This is a genomic window from Zunongwangia sp. SCSIO 43204, from assembly GCF_019904275.1.
Taxonomy (GTDB): Bacteria; Bacteroidota; Bacteroidia; order Flavobacteriales; family Flavobacteriaceae; genus Zunongwangia; species Zunongwangia mangrovi.
In genome coordinates, this window is the sequence record NZ_CP063204.1 from 2,624,593 (window position 1) to 2,640,000 (window position 15,408).

The window sequence follows — 15,408 nt, forward strand, 5'->3', positions numbered from 1 at the left end:
TCGAGATTGAATGCTTCAGGATTTATCTTGAAAAAAATAATTTTTTTAATAAATAGCTTATGGATTTTCCTTAGCTTGTTTATGCTTGTAACTACCAACTTTTAACTAAAACCAAACGCTTTTGAACGAACTTGTTATCGAACTTTCAGAGATTAGCCCAAGAGAATTTTTTGGGCAGGGTAATGAACATATAGAACTTTTAAAGAAATATTTTCCGAAGCTAAAAATTGTAGCACGAGGAAGTAAAATAAAAGTCTTTGGAGATGAAGAAATGCTGGAAGAATTCGATAAGCGATTTACAATGCTTATCGATCATTTTGGAAAGTTTAATAAACTGGATGAAAATGTGATCGAGCGAGTCTTAACCAGTGAGAGTAAAGAAGATTATCAATCTTCTAAAGAAAGTGGAGAAGTTTTGGTGCATGGTGTAAGCGGTAGGCTAATTAAAGCGCAAACCGCCAACCAGCGAAAAATGGTAGATCTTAGCAAAAAGAACGATCTTTTATTTGCGATTGGCCCTGCCGGAACAGGGAAAACATATACTGGTGTAGCGCTTGCGGTTAAGGCTTTAAAAGAAAAACAGGTAAAAAGAATTATTCTTACCCGTCCTGCGGTGGAAGCAGGGGAGAACCTTGGATTTTTGCCGGGTGATCTAAAGGAAAAATTAGACCCTTACATGCAGCCACTATATGATGGTTTACGAGACATGATCCCAGCGGAACGATTAGATGCTTTTATAGAAAAAGGCGTGATACAAATTGCTCCATTAGCTTTTATGCGTGGTAGAACTTTAGATAATGCTTTTGTGATTTTAGATGAAGCACAAAATACAACCCATGCGCAAATGAAAATGTTCTTAACTCGAATGGGAAAAAGTGCAAAATTTATTATCACCGGCGATCCAGGCCAGATTGATTTACCAAGAAGAACTGTTTCTGGATTAAAAGAAGCTCTTTTAGTTTTAAAAGACGTAAAAGGAGTAGGAATGGTATATTTGGACGATAAAGATGTGATTCGTCACCGATTGGTGAAAAAGATCATCGCAGCTTATAAAACAATAGAACACAACGATTAAGTAAAATAAATCAACCGATTTACAAAGATGAGTAATACTCTAATTAAGACAGATTATAATTTTCCGGGACAAAAATCAGTTTATAAAGGAAAGGTAAGAGATGTTTATGCTTTTAAAGATGATAAACTGGTAATGATCGCTTCAGATCGTCTTTCAGCTTTCGATGTAGTGATGCCAAAAGGAATTCCTTATAAAGGACAGATCCTTAACCAAATCGCTACCAAGATGATGAAGGATACTGAGGATTTAGTTCCAAACTGGCTTCAGTCAACTCCAGATCCTAATGTGGCCGTTGGCGAAGCTTGTGAACCATTTAAGGTGGAAATGGTAATTAGAGGTTATCTTTCTGGGCATGCAGCACGAGAATATAAAGCAGGTAAAAGAATGCTTTGTGGTGTAGCAATGCCAGAGGGAATGAAAGAGAATGACCGTTTTCCTGAACCAATTATTACTCCGACCACCAAAGCTGAAATGGGAGATCATGATGAAGATATTTCTAAAGAAGATATTTTAAAACGCGGAATTGTTTCTGCGGAAGATTATGCTGTTTTAGAGGATTATACGAAAAAACTTTTTCAGCGTGGTACCGAAATTGCTAAAAAACGAGGCCTTATTTTAGTGGATACCAAATATGAATTTGGGAAGACAAAAGAAGGAAAAATCGTCTTGATCGACGAAATTCATACACCAGATTCTTCACGATATTTTTATGCAAATACTTATGAAGAGCTTCAGGAAAAAGGAGAGCCACAAAAGCAACTTTCTAAAGAATTTGTTCGCCAGTGGTTAATTCAGAATGGATTTCAGGGAAAAGAAGGTCAGGAAGTGCCATTTATGAGCGATGATTATATCGAAACAGTTAGCGAGCGATATATAGAATTGTACGAAAATATTACAGGAGAAACTTTTGAGAAAGCAGATGTTTCTAATATCGAAAAACGTGTGCAAGAAAATGTAATAGCCTATTTAAAGTAGGTATTCTGTCTAATAGTAATTAAAAGCGATATGTTATAATACACATATCGCTTTTTTTATGCTTAAAATTTTGCAAAAACATAGAATAGTTCAAGTAAAATCAGCAAAAAATCAATAGTTTTAAGGGAAAATTAAAGAATCCATACAACCAACTAATAATTATGAGTAATTATCATATTAAGAATCTGGAAGAGTATTTTCAGGTTTACAGAAAATCTGTGCGTGAGCCAGAAAACTTTTGGGCAGAAATCGCTGAAGAACATTTTACATGGAGAAAAAAATGGGATAATGTTTTAAGCTGGGATTTTACAAAACCAGAAGTAAAATGGTTTGAAAATGCCAAACTTAATATTACCGAAAATTGCATAGATCGTCATCTTTTAACCAGGGGTGATAAAACTGCGATTATTTGGGAGCCAAATGATAGTAATGACGAGGCGCAACATATCACTTACAACCAACTTCATAAAAAAGTAAATAAGTTCGCAAACGTTTTAAAAAGTAAAGGAATCCAGAAAGGAGATCGGGTTTGTATTTATTTACCAATGATTCCTGAATTGGCGTATGCTGTTTTAGCCTGCGCGAGAATAGGAGCAATCCACTCGGTTGTTTTTGCGGGGTTTTCAAGTAAGGCGCTTGCAACCAGAACTTTGGATGCCGATTGTAAGATGTTAATCACTTCAGACGGTTCTTATCGTGGAGCTAAAACATTGAATCTTAAAAATATTGTGGACGAAGCTTTAGAAGATTGTCCAGATGTAAGTTCAGTTTTAGTGGCGAAGCGAACTGGAGAAGAAATTGAAATGAAAGAGGGCCGCGACGAATGGTTAGAGCCGTTAATGGAAGAAGCTTCAGACGAATGCGCTCCTGAAATTGTAGATGCTGAAGATCCTTTATTTATTTTATATACTTCTGGATCTACCGGAAAACCAAAAGGAATGCTACATACCACTGCAGGATATATGGTTTATACCGCATTTACTTTCAAAAATATTTTTAATTATACTGAAGGTGATGTGTACTGGTGTACTGCCGATATTGGTTGGATCACCGGGCATTCTTACATTGTATACGGTCCGTTAGCAAATGGGGCGACAACGGTAATGTTTGAAGGTGTGCCTTCTTATCCAGATCATGGGCGTTTTTGGCAAATTGTAGAGAAGCATAAAATCACGCAATTTTATACAGCACCAACCGCCATTAGAGCATTAGCAAAACGTAATATCGAATTTGTAGAAAATCACGACCTTTCTTCTTTAAAAGTTTTAGGATCTGTAGGAGAACCTATAAACGAGGAAGCATGGCACTGGTTTAATGACAATATTGGTAAAAATCAGAGTCCGATTGTAGATACATGGTGGCAAACCGAAACAGGCGGAATTATGATTTCTCCTATGCCTTATGTAACACCAACTAAACCGACTTACGCTACTTTACCAATGCCGGGAATTCAGCCAAGTTTAATGGACGATGATGGTAAAGAGATTAAAGGAAACCAGGTAAATGGTAGATTGTGCGTTAAATTTCCATGGCCATCGATTGCAAGAACTGTTTGGGGAAATCACGAACGCTATAAGGATACGTATTTCTCTACTTTCGAAGGTAAATATTTTACCGGTGATGGCGCGATGAGAGATGAGGTTGGTTATTATAGAATTACAGGTAGAACAGATGATGTTATTATTGTTTCTGGTCATAATCTTGGTACAGCACCAATTGAAGATGCAATCAACGAGCACCCGGCAGTTGCTGAAAGTGCAGTGGTTGGTTTCCCTCACGAAGTAAAAGGAAAAGCGCTTTACGCCTTTGTGATTCTTAAAGAATCTGGTGAAAGCCGTAAACGTGATAACTTAAGAAAAGAGATCAATCAGCAAATTGCAGATAAAGTTGGGCCAATTGCCAAGCCAGATAAAATTCAGTTTGTAGAAGGATTGCCTAAAACAAGAAGTGGAAAAATTATGCGTAGAATTTTACGTAAGATCGCATCCAATGATACTTCAGATTTAGGAGATACTTCAACATTACTAAATCCTGAAGTTGTTGAAGCAATTATTGCTGAAGCTTTGTAAATTTCAGATGAATTAAAAATAGATAAAAGTCCGGGTAATTTTTACTCGGACTTTATTTTTTAAACAATTCCTTTAGTTTTTTGCGTTTTAGTCTTCCAAGGATTTTTAAAAAAGCAATAGCAGTAATAAATGCATCCCCAATGGCGGTATGCCGGTCTTTAAGATCGATATTGTATGCCAAAGCAACTTCATCTAAAGTGTAACTTTTATGCTGATCTATAAAATTGGAAATGATTCTGGTTTTTCGGTATAAAACTCCGGTATCTAAAACCTGGTTTTTTAACTTCGGAAGTTGATTTCTCTTCATCGCAGCATTGATCATATTAATATCGAAACCTGCGTGATGAGCAACCAAAACTGAATTGCCTATATATTTTAAGAATAATTGAAGTGCTTTTTCTTCAGTAACAGTTTCAAAACGCTCGTGTTTTATAAGTCCGTGAATTTCTACCGTATCAGGATTAAACTTTTCCTGCTTTAAGTAAATCTCAAAACTGTCTGAAACCAGCAATTTATTATTACTCACTTTTACGCAGCCGATACTTAAAATTCGATCTTTATCCTGGTCAAATCCTGTAGTTTCAGTATCTAAAACAACAAAAGTAGTTTCAGCAATAAGCTGATCTTTTCGATTATTATCAAATTTGGCTGAATATTTTTGCCAAAATTCGGGTAAATGAGATTCGTCTTTTTTAAACCAGTCTAGCATTTAGATCACATTTACAGTTTCAAATCTCACTTTAATTAAATCCTGAACCGCTTTTATCGATTTAAAAGCACGTTTTAATTTCATTTTATCCTCCTTGTTTAGTTTTGAAAGATCGATAAAACGGCCACTATCCCTATTTTGAAGACCTTGTTTAATACGAAATTTAAGTAAAGCTTTACTGGCGTAAGAACAGCCTTCAAAAAGTTCTTTGTTTTTTGGTTCTAATTGCGCCAAGCGGTCAAAACGTTCAGCTGTATTGCTAAGATTCTTTATTTTATAAGATAAAATTAAAAGTCGGGCACTTTCAGTTAATGGTTGCAAACCTCGTTTTTTAAGATCGAAGAAGTCTTTTTTCTCACCATCCTGTTCTACCAAAAATTGCCTAAAAAACCCTAAGGGAGACGGATTTCTTAGAGCATTAGATCCCATAACACTCAAAAATTTAGGGTGATTATCGATTAATTTCAGAATATAATCTGAAAGTATATTAGATAATCTGGAATCACCAAAAGTAATATCGTAATCAAAGAAGATGTTGGATAGTAAAATCTCGTCTGGTCCTGGTTCTTTGATCCATTTAGAAACCTGGGCTTTCCATTCGCTTAAACTTAAACACCAACGCGGATTTTTAGCCATCATATCTGCAGGGCAATATTCGTAGCCTACGATCATTAATCTTTTATTTACTTTGGTGGCAAGCTGTAAAAAATAGGCTCTTGTTTCTTCCAATTTCCCTTCTGGAGGATCTGCAAAGATAATCGCGTTATCCTGATCTGTTTGTAAAAGTTGTTCTTTACGTCCCTGGCTTCCCATGCTAAGCCATGCAAAGCTAACAGGCGGTTCCTGTTGTAATTTAATAACGCACCTGGAAATCACCCTTTTTATGGTGGCATCATTAAGTTCGAATATTAATTTTGAGATATGTGTAAGCGGAATATTATTCTGAATATATCCTCCTAATAATAAATTGATCTTATTCCGAATCTTTTTTAATTCCTTTGTGCTTCTGGATCGCTGTATAGCTTTCATTAAAACTGAAGGACTGTTTCCCTGTGAGACCATTATGTCATGTTCAGAAAGAATCCCAACTACTCGAGTGTTAGGCGTTCCATCTTCAGTAATACAAATATGATTTATATTATGCTTCATCATGGTGATTTGCGCCTGCGCAATGGTTACGTTTTTAGGATAACAAACCACAGGCGAGCTCATGATCTTGTCTACGGTGGTGTCGATCGAATAGTCTCCCGTAGCAATACTGTTCCTAAAATCTTCATCTGTTAGAATACCTACGGGAATATCTGTTTTAGTGACCAAAATCGACCCAACTTTTCTTCTACTCATTAATTGAGCGGCACTTTTTATTGTGGTTTCGGGAGAGGTGGTAACGATTTTTTTGATGATCGGTGCAGGTTGTAATTCAAATAACGGACTATTACTGATCGGCTCCACTATCTGATTACCAAAAAATAGTTTTCCTTTATCTTCTCTTGCGTAAGGATTACGTGTATTGGTGGCGAAACTCTGTATAAGAAAATTACCAACCTTTTTATTGGATTCGGTTAAAGGCTTAAATTGATTAATGGGGATACCATAAACGATGCTTTCTTCTTCAGCAATCGCATTCATGATATAATTTTCTTCAGCAAATAATGGCCTAAGGCCAAAAATATCACCTTCGTCACAGGTGTCTAGAGTTTCGTATTGTTCGTTCTTAAATTTTTGTAGTTGTATAGCACCTTTATGCACGATATAAAAAAAGTCGTGCATTTGCTCTCCTTCTCTAAATAGGATATTTCCCTTGTCTACGTATAAAACCTCAGATTCTTGGGAGATACTCAAAAGTTCTTCAGCATTAAGAAAATTAAAAGGAGGGAACTCCTTAAGAAAATCGGCTATCCTATGTGCAATTGAGTTTTTCATGGTAAAACAAGATTAATACACGCTTTAGGTTCTAAAGTTAATTAAATTAAAAACTAACGCTTATGTTTAAAAATTTAGTTTATATTAGTAGTGTTCATTATTAAATTATTAGTTATGAAAAAATTGTCTTCTTTAATAATTGTTTTTTTAGTTATTACCTCGGTAAACAGTCAGACATTTAGTAATGGTTCGCCAAGTAGAGCAGATTTAAATATTTCAACTAAAATACCAATTCCAGATGAATTTGTTGGAAGCATATATTATAATGAAGAATTCGTTCCTGCGAAAATGAAGGACGGAGGAAATTCCAAGGATGTTTTCGTCCGTTACAATAGCTTAGAGAATGCCATTGAAGTTAAATTAGCAAAAAATTCTAATTCGATTAATATTATGCCAAGAAACAAAAATATTCTTTATGATATTGATGAATATGAAATTTTTTTAGAAGAATTTACTGATTGGAAAGGGAAAAAAGTTAATGGGTATTTTTACGATTTCTATTCAAAAGATAGTATTAGCTTTTAGGTAAACCTGTTATAGAAGTTATACCCGGTGTGTCAGCTATTTCATCATATACCGATAGTAAACCCCGGAAAATAGAAGTTCAAATGAGATACTTTTTGCAGGAAAGCTCTGGAGAACTTCATGAGTTTAACCTAAACAAAAAACAAATTCGAAATTTTCTAGGTCAGCGTTATGAGGTGAATGAATATTTAAAAGCAAATAGAATAGCGGACAGAGATGATTTTTTGAATTTATTACAGAATGTGCTATGAAACAATAGTTGTTGAAAATATAATGTAGGTATCATAAATTTCTGAATTGAACTCAATTATTTATATTATTAAGCTTAATCTAATCGATAGATATATTCCATAATTTACTTTGAAGACTTAAGTACGAAGTAATAATAATTTAATTTCTGGTATGGAATTTGTTTAATTATTTTAAAACTTCTCGAGATGAAAAAAAATATTTTAATTTTCTTGTTATTAATAGTAATAAATAATTTAAATGCCCAATCGTATATGAACGGTATGGCAAACAGTGGTCCTTTAAAAATTTTTACAAAAGCAAAAACTCCCGAAAAATATACTGGTAGTCCGTACATCAATGATTTATTTTTACCTACGATTATTGATGATGGTGAAAGATCTTTGGAGGCTTTCGCTCGATATAACTCAGTTGAAGAGGTGGTGGAAATAAAAGTTCAAAAGAATTCTGATGAAATTAATGTGCTACCGAAACTAAAAGCCATAAAATATAGATTATTAGATTATACGATTTTTATAGATAATTTCAAAAACACTGAAGGAGAGACAATTAATGGATATATGTTTGAATATTTTTCAGATAGTGGTTTAAGATTTTTGGCTAGACCATTGCCTGATGTTATACCTGCAAAAGAGGCTAGGAGTGGTTATGAGGAAAGTAGACCGGCACATCTAGATGTTAATATGTCCTATTATATTCAAAAAGATGGTGGTAGGCTTAAGGAAGTAAGGTTAAAAGAAAAAGATTTTAAATCAATATTTTCTGATAAAGGAAAAATGGATACTTATTTTAAGGAAAATAAAATTAAGAATGAGAAGGATGTTATTGAAATGCTTAAATTTTATTCTGAATAGTCATTCTTAGAAAATATATAAAAGCTCCTATATAGGAGCTTTTTTTATATACTTATTTCATAGTCTTCAATAAGACTAAGCATTACTTTTTCTGTTTCAGAAAGTTTTGTGTAATCTTTTTGGTCGTCTTTTTTTACATTTTCAAAATATGAAACGATGCTACCATCTTCGTAAGATTCTACTATTTTTGGATGTACATAGTAACTTCTGCAAACGGCACGTGTATTTCCTAATCCACTAGCAGCAGCATCAAAAGAGGTGAGAATTGTTTTCTTATTTTCCTTTTCATCTTCAATATACCCAAGTTCCATTAAGGTTTCGAAGAATATTTTGGAGGCTGCCCAGGTTCTAAAATCTTTGGCAGAAAATAATTCGCCTGCAATGTCATGAATATAATCATTGATCATTCCGCTATCAATAGTGTGTTTTTCTCCCTTTTCATCATAAAATTTAAAGAGTTCCCAACCAGGAATTTCCTCACATTGGTTGATGAGTTTTATTAATTCTTTATTTTCGACACTAATCGAATGTTCTTTTCCTTTTTTACCTACAAATTCGAATTTAACTTCGTCATCATAGGTTTTTACATGGCGAGTTCTAAAAGTTGAAAGACCGTAAGTTTTATTTTTTTGCGCGTAATAATCATTTCCAATCCTTATATGAGTTTCTTCCATCAATCTAATAATTAGCGCAAGAACCTTTTGCTTACACATGCCGTGAAGATCTAAATCCTTATCAACCTTCTTTCTAATTTGAGGAAGTTTTTTCCCAAAGGCGGTCATTTTAAAGAATTTCGTCTCGTTTTTAATTTTAGACCATAATGGATGGTATATGTATTGTTTTCTACCTTTTTCGTCGCGACCTACGACCTGCAAATGACCATTTTCAAGTTTTGAAATTGAAACCTGAGTCCAGGCTGGAGGGATTACTAACTTTTTAATGCGCTCTACAACTTTTTTATCCTGAATTCTTTCTCCATCATTCAAATATGAAAAACCACGACCTGCTTTTTTTCTTTTTATTGAAAGATGATGCTCAGAAACGTAGACTAAATTTGCCATTTTTGCCGCTTCTGAAGGTTCTTCTAAAATTACATTGATGTCTTCTGAAGAAAGTGTCATATGCTTTTTTCTTTTTTTCGAAAGATACATGGAATGTCCATACACAATTAATAATAATCTGTGAAACCTAGCTTAAGGAAAATAAAAAAGCTCCTAAAAAGGAGCTTTTCGATACATTTCGTATATTTTATTAGTCGAAGTAACTAAACGTATCTCCATTTTTGATCTTTAAAACACTTTCGTAGATCAATTTAATTACATTTTCAACATCTTCTTTATGCACCATTTCTACGGTTGTGTGCATATAACGTAATGGTAAACTAATTAATGCTGAAGCTACTCCGCCATTGCTATAGGCAAAAGCATCGGTGTCTGTACCGGTGAACCTGGAAGAAGCATTGCGCTGAAAAGGAATTTCTTTTTCCTCTGCAGTGTCAATTAATAGTTCTCTTAAGTTGTTTTGTACTGCCGGAGCGTAACTGATTACTGGACCATCGCCAATTTTCGCCAATCCATTAGATTTTTGATCGATCATTGGGGTAGTGGTGTCATGGGTTACATCGGTAACGATAGCAACATTTGGCTTAATGCGCTGGGTGATCATTTCTGCACCACGAAGACCAATTTCTTCCTGAACAGAGTTAGTAATGTAAAGTCCAAAAGGAAGTTCTTTACCATTTTCCTTCAGTAGTTTTGCAACTTGAGCAACCATAAAGCCTCCAATTCTATTATCTAAAGCTCTACAAACAAATTTATTTTCATTCAGGATAAAGAATTCATCAGGATAAGTGATCACGCAACCTACGTGCACACCAAGTTTTTCAACTTCTTCTTTAGTGTTGCATCCAACATCGATACAGATATTCGATAATTTTGGAGACTGTTCTTTTTCGTTTTTACGAGTGTGAATTGCCGGCCAACCAAAAACACCTTTTACGATACCTTTTTTAGTATGTATGTTTACGCGTTTAGAAGCTGCAATTTGGTGATCACTACCACCATTTCTTATTACATATATAAGTCCGTCGTCTGTAATGTAATTTACATACCACGAAATTTCATCAGCATGCCCTTCAATTACCACTTTAAATTCGGCTTCAGGATTTATTACACCAACCGCAGTTCCGTAGGTATCGGTAATAAACTCATCTACGTAAGGTTTAAGATATTCCATCCAAAGTTTTTGTCCTTCAGATTCATAGCCTGTTGGGGAGGCGTTATTTAGGTACTTTTCGAGAAAATCGATCGATTCTTTATCTAAAATACTTTCTTTACTCATATTATATTTGATTTGTAGCGAATTTAGTAAGAATTAAATTGAAGACAATTGTATAATGTTTAATTTTGGAATGATTTTAGATAAATTTCAGGTTAATTTATGCTGAATAATACTCGAGTGAAAACAATATTATTTTTTATTATCTGTCTTTTTCCTTTCTTCGGAATAATGGCGCAAACAGATACTATTGCTGAACCTGAAGAGGAAGATAAACGATATATGATCATCGCAGGAGATTCTATAGTTCGTGAAAGTATAGATTTGGATGAGGTTTTAATCCTGAAGCGGCTTCAATTTAAAAATAATACCGATAGAAGAAGATATTTGATTTTAAGAAGGAAGACAAGAAAGGTATATCCTTATGCTAAATTGGCTGCAGAACGCCTTACTTCACTTAACGAGCGTTTGGGAGATATAAAATCCAAGAGAGATAGAAAAAAGTATACCAAAATCGTACAAAATTACATTGAAGATCAGTTTGCAGAAGAACTAAAGAAGATGACACATACTGAAGGTCAGATTCTGGTAAAACTAATTCATCGCCAAACGGGAATCACAGCTTTCGAATTAATAAAGGAATTGCGCAGTGGTTGGAGAGCCTTTTGGTATAATACAACGGCTAGTTTATTTGAAATATCGCTTAAGGAAGAATACGATCCAATTAATAATGAAGAAGATTATATAATAGAAGATATTTTACAGCGGTCATTTCAGCATAAAGTCTTAGAACCGCAACCTTCGGCACTAGATTTTGACTTCTTAGAACTCACTGATAAGTGGGATGTGCTATAATTTTTTCAATTTTTGTTTTATTGAAAAGATTTTTTTCTTAATTTAGCTGTTCTCAACTCTAATCAAATCAGGCTTTTATGAAATAGTTTTTCAGATTGATGAAAAAATCGATTTGAAAGTTTGTTTTGTTCTAAAAAAGGGCTGTATATTTGCACCCGCTTAGCCGCTGTGGTGGTGTTAAAAAAGCGGAAGTTCATTGAGGTTTTAGGATATTTAGGAGCAAAAAAAACTTAAAAAAAGATTTGGTTTGTAATTAAAAAAGCCGGTATCTTTGCGCCCCGCTAGCCCCGCTTAAGGGTGGAGTTGGAATAAGGGAGTTCATTGAGTTTTTATTGAAAATTAGCTTTAAAAAAACTTTAAAAAAGTTTTGCTGGTTAAAGAAAAAGAGTTGTATATTTGCAGCCGCTTTAACGGCGAGGTTCTTTGAAAGTTTTGAGTAAGAGAAAAGTGAAAAAATATCTTTAAATTTTTCTTGTGAATTTAAAAAGTAGTTGTATATTTGCAGCCGCTTTGAGAGAAAGCTAAAAAGCTCTTAAAATTTTGAAAAACAGAAATACCGACTGGGGTTATAATTAAGGTTCGATACCTTAGATTTCAACGAAAGGATCTTTAATTAGATCCGGACTTTTAAATAAGTTCATTGACATATTGAATTGACTAGACGATACTAATTTTAATTTGATTAGGATTAGTATAGCGTAAAGATTAAGAATTAAGACTATAAAGAGTCAAACTTTTGAGCTTTAGACTTCTTGAGAAGGAAAACATTTATTTGATTGTAACATATTAATGAAACAACGATGAAGAGTTTGATCCTGGCTCAGGATGAACGCTAGCGGCAGGCTTAACACATGCAAGTCGAGGGGTAACAGGGAGTGCTTGCACTCTGCTGACGACCGGCGCACGGGTGCGTAACGCGTATGCAATCTACCTCTTACTGAGGGATAGCCCATGGAAACGTGGATTAACACCTCATAGTATTATGAATTGGCATCAATTTATGATTAAAGGTTACGGTAAGAGATGAGCATGCGTCCTATTAGCTAGATGGTAAGGTAACGGCTTACCATGGCAACGATAGGTAGGGGTCCTGAGAGGGAGATCCCCCACACTGGTACTGAGACACGGACCAGACTCCTACGGGAGGCAGCAGTGAGGAATATTGGACAATGGGCGAGAGCCTGATCCAGCCATGCCGCGTGCAGGAAGACTGCCCTATGGGTTGTAAACTGCTTTTACAGAGGAAGAACCCTCCCTACGTGTGGGGAGTTGACGGTACTCTGCGAATAAGGATCGGCTAACTCCGTGCCAGCAGCCGCGGTAATACGGAGGATCCAAGCGTTATCCGGAATCATTGGGTTTAAAGGGTCCGTAGGCGGGTTTATAAGTCAGTGGTGAAAGTCTGCAGCTTAACTGTAGAACTGCCATTGATACTGTAGATCTTGAATCATTATGAAGTGGTTAGAATGTGTAGTGTAGCGGTGAAATGCATAGATATTACACAGAATACCGATTGCGAAGGCAGATCACTAATAATGCATTGACGCTGATGGACGAAAGCGTAGGTAGCGAACAGGATTAGATACCCTGGTAGTCTACGCCGTAAACGATGGTTACTAGCTGTCCGGCCTAATTGAGGGCTGGGTGGTTAAGCGAAAGTGATAAGTAACCCACCTGGGGAGTACGTTCGCAAGAATGAAACTCTAAGGAATTGACGGGGGCCCGCACAAGCGGTGGAGCATGTGGTTTAATTCGATGATACGCGAGGAACCTTACCAGGGCTTAAATGCAGTCTGACGTATCTGGAAACAGATATTTCTTCGGACAGATTGCAAGGTGCTGCATGGTTGTCGTCAGCTCGTGCCGTGAGGTGTCAGGTTAAGTCCTATAACGAGCGCAACCCCTGTGGTTAGTTGCCAGCACGTAATGGTGGGAACTCTAGCCAGACTGCCGGTGCAAACCGTGAGGAAGGTGGGGATGACGTCAAATCATCACGGCCCTTACGTCCTGGGCCACACACGTGCTACAATGGTAGGGACAGAGAGCAGCCACTTCGCGAGAAGGAGCGAATCTATAAACCCTATCACAGTTCGGATCGTAGTCTGCAACTCGACTACGTGAAGCTGGAATCGCTAGTAATCGCATATCAGCCATGATGCGGTGAATACGTTCCCGGGCCTTGTACACACCGCCCGTCAAGCCATGGAAGCCGGGGGTACCTGAAGTCCGTTACCGAGAGGAGCGGCCTAGGGTAAAACTGGTAACTGGGGCTAAGTCGTAACAAGGTAGCCGTACCGGAAGGTGCGGCTGGAACACCTCCTTTCTAGAGCATTCTCTTAAATTATAAGAGGATCGCAATTAAATAAAGGGAAGTTCAAAATTAGGCCTTTTAGGTCTTGATTCTTAATGTCAATTCGATTATGGACAGTCTCATAGCTCAGCTGGTTAGAGCGCTACACTGATAATGTAGAGGTCGGCAGTTCGAGTCTGCCTGAGACTACAAAGTAGAGGAAGGTAGGAGAGAAGTTTATCCGCCGGAGCGTAAGCGAAGGAGGAAGTCTGCCTGAGACTACAAAATGGTCATCAGGCCAAAGAAGTTCATTTGAAACACTGAAGGAAATTTTAGAGGTTGAGTAGCCGTTATAAGTACTGTTAACTAATAACTGGTTAACTGATCACTAAGAGACGGGGGATTAGCTCAGCTGGCTAGAGCGCCTGCCTTGCACGCAGGAGGTCATCGGTTCGACTCCGATATTCTCCACCAAGTTTAGATGTTAGAGGCTAGACTTGAGATGTTAGATTATCTAATGTCTCATATCTAAAATCTCAAATCTATACAGAAAGTTCATTGACATATTGAGAAATAAAGAATACGAGAAACTAACGCTTATTATGAGATAGAATTTATTCTACGAATAATAGCAAAACAAAATAGTTGAGCAATTATCGCAAGATGATTGTTTACGAGCATATTAGGTAAAAAGCATACAAGCTTATTAAGGGCGTATGGGGAATGCCTAGGCTCTCAGAGGCGAAGAAGGACGTGATAAGCTGCGAAAAGCTGCGGGGATTGGCACATACAAATTGATCCGCAGATATCCGAATGGGGCAACCCACTATATTGAAGATATAGTATCCGCAAGGAGGCAAACCCGGAGAACTGAAACATCTAAGTACCCGGAGGAAGAGAAAACAAAAGTGATTACGCTAGTAGCGGCGAGCGAACGCGTATTAGCCCAAACCATGTAGTTTACGGACTGCATGGGGTTGTAGGACTACAATATTTGATGCATGCAGAATTAGAATCCTTTGGAAAGAGGAACCAAAGAGGGTGATAGTCCCGTATAGGTAATAAATGTTATTGATAGTAGTATCCTGAGTAGTGCGGGGCACGTGAAACCCTGTATGAATCCGGCGGGACCATCCGCCAAGGCTAAATACTCCTGAGAGACCGATAGTGAACCAGTACCGTGAGGGAAAGGTGAAAAGAACCCTGAACAAGGGAGTGAAATAGATCCTGAAACCATACGCTTACAAGCGGTCGGAGCCCCTTTGGGGTGACGGCGTGCCTTTTGCATAATGAGCCTACGAGTTACCGTTACCAGCAAGGTTAAGCACTTCAGGTGTGGAGCCGTAGCGAAAGCGAGTCTGAATAGGGCGCATTAGTTGGTCATGGTAGACGCGAAACCGTGTGATCTACCCTTGGGCAGGTTGAAGCTTTGTTAACCCAAAGTGGAGGACCGAACCCGTTGACGTTGAAAAGTCTTGGGATGACCTGAGGGTAGGGGTGAAAGGCCAATCAAACTCGGAAATAGCTCGTACTCCCCGAAATGCATTTAGGTGCAGCGGTATATTAGTTTTATAGAGGTAGAGCTACTGATTGGATGCGGGGGCTTC

At 36.8% G+C, this 15,408-nt stretch carries 10 protein-coding genes, 2 tRNA genes and 2 rRNA genes (1 of these 14 only partly in view); 10 read left to right on the forward strand and 4 right to left on the reverse strand.

Annotated elements, in window-relative coordinates:
* The first annotated feature begins 121 nt into the window (after positions 1-121).
* The 3 genes from INR75_RS11615 (at position 122) to acs (ending at position 4,119) form a co-directional block, all read left to right on the forward strand.
* A complete protein-coding gene (locus INR75_RS11615) occupies positions 122-1,075 on the forward strand; it encodes a PhoH family protein (RefSeq protein WP_223088939.1) in 954 nt (317 codons plus the stop codon).
* A 27-nt stretch (positions 1,076-1,102) separates the two neighbouring features.
* Complete coding sequence (locus INR75_RS11620; RefSeq protein ID WP_223088940.1) at positions 1,103-2,050, forward strand: phosphoribosylaminoimidazolesuccinocarboxamide synthase; 948 nt, start codon at positions 1,103-1,105, stop codon at positions 2,048-2,050.
* Positions 2,051-2,211: 161 nt separating this feature from the next.
* Positions 2,212-4,119, forward strand: a complete 1,908-nt coding sequence (gene acs / locus INR75_RS11625; RefSeq protein WP_223088941.1) for an acetate--CoA ligase — start codon at positions 2,212-2,214, stop codon at positions 4,117-4,119.
* Positions 4,120-4,171: 52 nt separating this feature from the next.
* Here acs and INR75_RS11630 read toward each other — a convergent pair whose 3' ends face one another.
* Together INR75_RS11630 and INR75_RS11635 are read right to left on the reverse strand one after the other, a co-directional pair.
* The gene (locus INR75_RS11630; RefSeq protein WP_223088942.1) at positions 4,172-4,828 is read right to left on the reverse strand and encodes a PolC-type DNA polymerase III; all 657 of its coding nucleotides are present in this window, start codon (positions 4,826-4,828) and stop codon (positions 4,172-4,174) included.
* Positions 4,829-6,751, reverse strand: a complete 1,923-nt coding sequence (locus tag INR75_RS11635; protein ID WP_223088943.1) for a DUF294 nucleotidyltransferase-like domain-containing protein — start codon at positions 6,749-6,751, stop codon at positions 4,829-4,831.
* A 114-nt stretch (positions 6,752-6,865) separates the two neighbouring features.
* Here INR75_RS11635 and INR75_RS11640 point away from each other — a divergent pair, with 114 nt between their 5' ends.
* Together INR75_RS11640 and INR75_RS11645 are read left to right on the forward strand one after the other, a co-directional pair.
* Positions 6,866-7,276, forward strand: a complete 411-nt coding sequence (locus INR75_RS11640; RefSeq protein WP_223088944.1) for a hypothetical protein — start codon at positions 6,866-6,868, stop codon at positions 7,274-7,276.
* Between the two features lie 437 nt (positions 7,277-7,713).
* Positions 7,714-8,379, forward strand: a complete 666-nt coding sequence (locus INR75_RS11645; RefSeq protein ID WP_223088945.1) for a hypothetical protein — start codon at positions 7,714-7,716, stop codon at positions 8,377-8,379.
* A gap of 44 nt (positions 8,380-8,423) precedes the next feature.
* Here the strand turns inward: INR75_RS11645 and INR75_RS11650 are convergent, their stop codons facing one another.
* Complete coding sequence (locus INR75_RS11650) at positions 8,424-9,500, reverse strand: DNA topoisomerase IB (protein ID WP_223088946.1); 1,077 nt, start codon at positions 9,498-9,500, stop codon at positions 8,424-8,426.
* A 130-nt stretch (positions 9,501-9,630) separates the two neighbouring features.
* Positions 9,631-10,719 carry a M42 family metallopeptidase gene (locus INR75_RS11655; protein WP_223088947.1) on the reverse strand — a complete coding sequence of 363 codons (1,089 nt, stop codon included), beginning with the start codon at positions 10,717-10,719 and terminating at the stop codon, positions 9,631-9,633.
* 168 nt (positions 10,720-10,887) lie between these two features.
* On the opposite strand from INR75_RS11655, the gene INR75_RS11660 reads away from it, so the two are divergent.
* From INR75_RS11660 to INR75_RS11680, 5 genes are all read left to right on the forward strand, one after another.
* Positions 10,888-11,511, forward strand: a complete 624-nt coding sequence (locus INR75_RS11660; RefSeq protein ID WP_092542361.1) for a DUF4294 domain-containing protein — start codon at positions 10,888-10,890, stop codon at positions 11,509-11,511.
* A 797-nt stretch (positions 11,512-12,308) separates the two neighbouring features.
* Positions 12,309-13,834, forward strand: a 16S ribosomal RNA gene (locus INR75_RS11665).
* 103 nt (positions 13,835-13,937) lie between these two features.
* Positions 13,938-14,011, forward strand: a tRNA-Ile gene (locus INR75_RS11670).
* 187 nt (positions 14,012-14,198) lie between these two features.
* Positions 14,199-14,275: transfer RNA gene (locus INR75_RS11675), tRNA-Ala, on the forward strand.
* Between the two features lie 220 nt (positions 14,276-14,495).
* Positions 14,496-15,408, forward strand: a 23S ribosomal RNA gene (locus tag INR75_RS11680) (it continues 1,921 nt past the right edge of the window).
* Together the 16S and 23S rRNA genes with 2 tRNA genes alongside form the textbook arrangement of a ribosomal RNA operon.

Coding starts and splice junctions, on each gene's coding strand:
- INR75_RS11620 (WP_223088940.1), top strand. CDS start 1,103: ATGAGTAATACTCTAATTAAGACAGATTATAATTTTCCGGGACAAAAA.
- acs (WP_223088941.1), top strand. CDS start 2,212: ATGAGTAATTATCATATTAAGAATCTGGAAGAGTATTTTCAGGTTTAC.
- INR75_RS11630 (WP_223088942.1), bottom strand. CDS start 4,828: ATGCTAGACTGGTTTAAAAAAGACGAATCTCATTTACCCGAATTTTGG.
- INR75_RS11635 (WP_223088943.1), bottom strand. CDS start 6,751: ATGAAAAACTCAATTGCACATAGGATAGCCGATTTTCTTAAGGAGTTC.
- INR75_RS11640 (WP_223088944.1), top strand. CDS start 6,866: ATGAAAAAATTGTCTTCTTTAATAATTGTTTTTTTAGTTATTACCTCG.
- INR75_RS11645 (WP_223088945.1), top strand. CDS start 7,714: ATGAAAAAAAATATTTTAATTTTCTTGTTATTAATAGTAATAAATAAT.
- INR75_RS11650 (WP_223088946.1), bottom strand. CDS start 9,500: ATGACACTTTCTTCAGAAGACATCAATGTAATTTTAGAAGAACCTTCA.
- INR75_RS11655 (WP_223088947.1), bottom strand. CDS start 10,719: ATGAGTAAAGAAAGTATTTTAGATAAAGAATCGATCGATTTTCTCGAA.
- INR75_RS11660 (WP_092542361.1), top strand. CDS start 10,888: ATGGCGCAAACAGATACTATTGCTGAACCTGAAGAGGAAGATAAACGA.